Source organism: Desulfovibrio sp., from assembly GCF_047607245.1.
Taxonomy (GTDB): Bacteria; Desulfobacterota; Desulfovibrionia; order Desulfovibrionales; family Desulfovibrionaceae; genus Desulfovibrio.
Map to the genome: position 1 here is coordinate 1 of NZ_JASGDK010000184.1, position 4490 is coordinate 4490.

The window sequence follows — 4490 nt, forward strand, 5'->3', positions numbered from 1 at the left end:
GTCTGCACCCCTGGGAAGGCATTACGGAGCCCCAGTACAATCCTGGTCCCAATATCAAGGGCACGCCCACTGACCTCAAGCAGGTTGATGAACGGGACCGCTACTCCTGGCTCAAAACGCCGCTGTGGCGCGGCCATCAGATGGAAGTTGGCCCTCTGGCCCGCATGCTCATTGGCTATTCCCGCAAGGATGGCGAAATCAGGGATCTGGTTGATGATTTTCTGGGCCGTGCTGGTGGCGTGCCTGTCACAGTACTTCAGTCCACCCTGGGCCGCATTGCAGCCCGTTCGCTGGAACTGGCGTGGTCTGCGGAAAAAATGCGCTACTTCTATGACCGCCTTATTACCAACCTCAAAAACGGCGTGCGCGCCACAGCCAACACCACAAAGTGGAAGCCTGAAAGCTGGCCCACAACTGAACTGCGTGGCGTCGGCTTTACCGAGGCTCCTCGTGGCGCTTTGGGGCACTGGATCAAGATCAAGGACCGGAAGATTGAAAACTATCAGTGCGTGGTGCCCACAACCTGGAACGGCGCGCCCCGCAGCCCTGATGGTCAGTTGAGCGCCTATGAAGCCTCACTGATGAACACGCATATGGACATTCCAGAGCAACCACTGGAAATCCTGCGTACACTGCACAGTTTTGACCCCTGCCTGGCCTGCTCTACCCACATCATTGGGCCTGACGGCAAGGATCTGCTCACTGTACGCATGGATCGGGGCATGTAGCTCCAGCCCTGCTGACGCCCGGCGCACAAGCGCCTCAAGCGTAGGAGAACTATCATGAGCGATATAAAAGAAACTCTGCCTGAAATGCCTTTGGGCAAGAGTGTCTACGTATTCCAGCTGCCCATACGCATCTGGCACTGGGTCATGGTTATTTGCGTCTGCGTGCTCATTGTTACAGGCTACATCATAGGCAAACCCTGGCTTTCTGTGTCGGGAACTTCGGCCTACGACACCTTCTATATGGGCTATACGCGCATGGCGCACTTTATCGCAGGTTTTGTGCTCATCATATCCACAGTGTTTCGTTACCTGTACGGCATCTTCGGCAATCGGTATTCGCGCGAGCTGATCATTTTGCCGGTCTGGAGCAAAACATGGTGGAACGACCTGTGGCATGACATACGCTGGTACCTTTTTCTGGACAAGGAACCGCGGGCGTATGTGGGGCACAACCCCCTGGCACAGGCCGGAATGGCTGTGGGCATGGTCTTCATGCTGGTCATCATGCTTACAGGCCTTGGCATGTATGCTGAGAGCAGCCATCAGGCATTCTTCAAGCCCTTCCTCGTCGTACTGGACTTCGCTTACTGGATAGGCGGCAATGATCAGGAACTCCGCAGCTTGCATCGCCTTGGCATGCTGTTGCTGGTTACCTTTGTGACAGTACACATATACATGGTCATCCGTGAAGAAATCATGGGCAAGACCACTCTTGTATCCGGCATGTTCAGTGGCTACAGGGAACGGCGTAAGAGTTAAAGTCATCTCGGGCACGATAACAGGGCGGCCTCACTACTGTGAGGCCGCCTTCTGCATGCAGGTACAATCTGCACAATAACAGGATCTTTCATGGAATCGGTAATCATCATCGGCTTGGGCAACATTCTTTACGGTGACGAAGGTTATGGCGTCAGGCTGGCGCAAAATATCTACTCGCGCTGGGATTTCCCTGAGCATGTGGAAATTGTGGATGGTGGTACGCAAGGTCAAACCCTGCTGACGCATGTAGAGCGTGCAGACAAACTGCTTGTGCTTGATGCTGTGGATTTTGGTCTTGAACCGGGAGAAATGGTGTTGCGCGATCAGATGCCCGCTTACCTCACAGCTCAGAAAATTGGCCCCCACCAGAACAGTTTTTCCGAAGTGCTTGGTCTTGCGACGCTGCGTGGCAACATGCCCGAACACTGCGCGCTCATTGGCGTACAACCCGCAGCTATGACGCTAGGCGCGTCTCTTTCTCCGGCAGTAGGCCTGTGCATGGATAAAGGCGAAACTATGGCACTGGATCTTTTGCGCACCTGGGGTGTTGAGGCCGTACGCCGGTCCGAACCGCGCCATCTGTCAGCGCTGGCTCTTGATGCACTGCTGCACTAATCCACTTTTGCTCCCTTGCAGCTTTGCCTGAGGCAGGTATTCTTCAGACGGCTCTGACCTAGTTTTCTGGCAGCAGCCAAATTTGAAAGCGTCATTGTTATCTGGCTCAAATGAGCTCAAACGCCATATATTTTCTGAAGAAAAACATGCGCCCTTTGAGTTTGCCTTACGCGTGTCATACTGGCGCTGATGCTGGGCAGTTTCACGTTCCTATCACGCCCTTTCTAGTATTAAGCTACGGCATAACGCACGGCCCTAAAAAGACAGGGCTGTTATCCTAATTGACGCCGTCCATTTATGAGAAGCTTGCCGAACAAGCAAAACGTCCCACCTGTCAGCAGGTGGGACGTTTTGCTTGTTGATCAGGCGATACAATCAATGGCCGAAAAAAACGACCCGATCTTTACAATCGGGTCGCTAAATTCAGAAGAGCAAAGGAGGCGTTTAAGCGCGTGCGCCGAGGCCTGCATTTCGCTCAATCAGCGTTACTGCGCGGGCAATACGCCGCCCTTCGGTAGACTCTTTGGACAGCTCACGTTCCAGAGAAGTGATGCCCTTGATAACAGTGGAATGGCGGCGATTGAACTTCTCGCCTATTTCTTCAAGAGTCATTTCCGTGTGTTTACGAGCCAGATAAAAGGCAGTATTGCGGCCGGTAACACATTCCTTGCGGCGGGATTTTGAAGACAGCTGGCGTTCGTTGAGACCGTAGCTTTCGCATACAAGGCGCAGAATGGTTGAAAAATCCGGTCCGCAAGCAACATCGGCATACTGGCTCAGCACTTCCATAGCCAAATCAAGATTCAGGCCACAGTTGAGCAAGCGCGCCTTGAAAATAAGGCTATTAAGGCAAGACTCCATTTGCCGCACATCGCCGCTCAGGCGGCTGGCAAGCAGCTCACAGACAGAATCGGGCAAAAGTACCTGAAAGCTTCTGGCCTTCTGCCCAAGGATGTCACAGCGCATATCCTTTGTGGGGCGGCCCATGTCTGTCAAAATGCCGGAGCAAAAGTGCGACACAAGCTGGCTGTCCACACGCTGCAGTTCACGGGGAGAAAAGGACGAGGTGAAAATGGCGCGACCGCCCTTGGCCTGTAGATTTTTAACCACAGCCAGGGCCATATCCTGCATTTTTTCCTTACCCTGAAAAAAATGCACATCTTCCATCAGCAGCACGTCCAGCTCACGAAAACGAGCTTTAAAGCCTTCGATATCCTGCGCACGAAGAGCGGTAACAAAACGCGAAGCAAATTCTTCGGCAGTCAGGTAGCCCACGCGTGCATTGCCGCCTTCTTCACTGATTGCACGGCCCACAGCCTGCGCAAGGTGCGTTTTTCCAAGGCCTGATGCAGAGTTCACAAACAGGGTGCGCACGCAGCCATATTTGCGGCTGACATCCTGCGCGGCAGCCACTGCCATATTATTGGTGGGCCCCACGACAAAATCTGCAAAAGAAAATCGCCAGTTCTGCGAACTGCGGTACACAGTGGCAGCCGGAAGAGGAAGAGAAGCCTGCTGCAAAACGGAATCAGCAGCCACAGTAGCAAGTACGGAAGGAGCTTTTGAAGGCGCGAGCTCAACCGCGGGTTTTTGCTCTGCGCTCTTATGCTCCACAGCAGTGGAGGCCTGCGCGTCCTGACCGGCTGCTTCGATGTGCACTTTTACATGCCCAGGTTCGAGCCCCAGTACTGGAGCCGCAGCCTCTTGCAAGGTCGTCAGCATCATGCTTTCCAGCCTGTTGGCCACGTAGGCATTGGGCGCGACAAGGCGCATCCCCTGCGTATCCACGGTAGCGTGTAAGGGAGCAATCCAGACTTTGAAAAGTCCGGATTTAAGCATTTTTTTGAGATTTACAGAAATTTCAGCCCATTTGTCTTGCATGAGGCCTTGTAGCCTAAAACGAAGGAGACGGGCAATTGATGATTAAAGGCTGTTTGAGGCAGAATGCCCTTTTGCTTTCCCCAACGGCCTTGCAGGATAATCAGCAGAAATTCTTTATTTTTTTGTATTTAGCGGTCTACATGGGCCGCGCTGAAAAGCCTTAGCACGCAAGGGTTTTCAAAATAGATGCCTACATATTAACAAATGTAATTTAGCTTTTAAACAAATACTATTTAATTTTACTCTATTTTTCTTAGAAATACTTCGTTTTTTTCGCATGTTCATAAAAAGTTCCGAACTGTAAGGCCGGGCTGATTGTCAAGAGGGAAAAAAGTTTTTTTTCCCTCTGTCAGACTATTACAAATTTTCATTTTTTATTTGGCAAACGGGTCAAGGATAAAACAAAACAGACTTCTGATTTTGGTGATGGAGAGTTTTATGGAACGCTGTCAATAACGATTATCTTATAACGACAAAAGCTCCCCAGATATTCTGGGGAGCTTTCAA

At 51.8% G+C, this 4490-nt stretch carries 4 protein-coding genes; 3 read left to right on the forward strand and 1 reads right to left on the reverse strand.

Features of this window, described 5'->3' with window-relative positions; genetic code table 11:
• The 3 genes from QM579_RS13450 to QM579_RS13460 form a co-directional block, all read left to right on the forward strand.
• A partial coding sequence (locus tag QM579_RS13450) for a nickel-dependent hydrogenase large subunit (protein ID WP_414999640.1) occupies positions 1-728 on the forward strand: 728 nt, incomplete at its 5' end.
• A 54-nt stretch (positions 729-782) separates the two neighbouring features.
• Positions 783-1487: a Ni/Fe-hydrogenase, b-type cytochrome subunit gene (gene cybH / locus QM579_RS13455; protein WP_414999641.1), complete on the forward strand. Its 705-nt coding sequence runs from the start codon at positions 783-785 to the stop codon at positions 1485-1487.
• Between the two features lie 90 nt (positions 1488-1577).
• Positions 1578-2102, forward strand: a complete 525-nt coding sequence (locus QM579_RS13460) for a hydrogenase maturation protease (protein ID WP_414999642.1) — start codon at positions 1578-1580, stop codon at positions 2100-2102.
• Between the two features lie 444 nt (positions 2103-2546).
• Here QM579_RS13460 and QM579_RS13465 read toward each other — a convergent pair whose 3' ends face one another.
• On the reverse strand, positions 2547-3983 hold the full coding sequence (locus QM579_RS13465; RefSeq protein WP_414999643.1) for a DnaA ATPase domain-containing protein: 1437 nt from the start codon (positions 3981-3983) through the stop codon (positions 2547-2549).
• Positions 3984-4490: the final 507 nt, after the last annotated feature.

Coding starts and splice junctions, on each gene's coding strand:
- QM579_RS13465 (WP_414999643.1), bottom strand. CDS start 3,983: ATGCAAGACAAATGGGCTGAAATTTCTGTAAATCTCAAAAAAATGCTT.
- cybH (WP_414999641.1), top strand. CDS start 783: ATGAGCGATATAAAAGAAACTCTGCCTGAAATGCCTTTGGGCAAGAGT.
- QM579_RS13460 (WP_414999642.1), top strand. CDS start 1,578: ATGGAATCGGTAATCATCATCGGCTTGGGCAACATTCTTTACGGTGAC.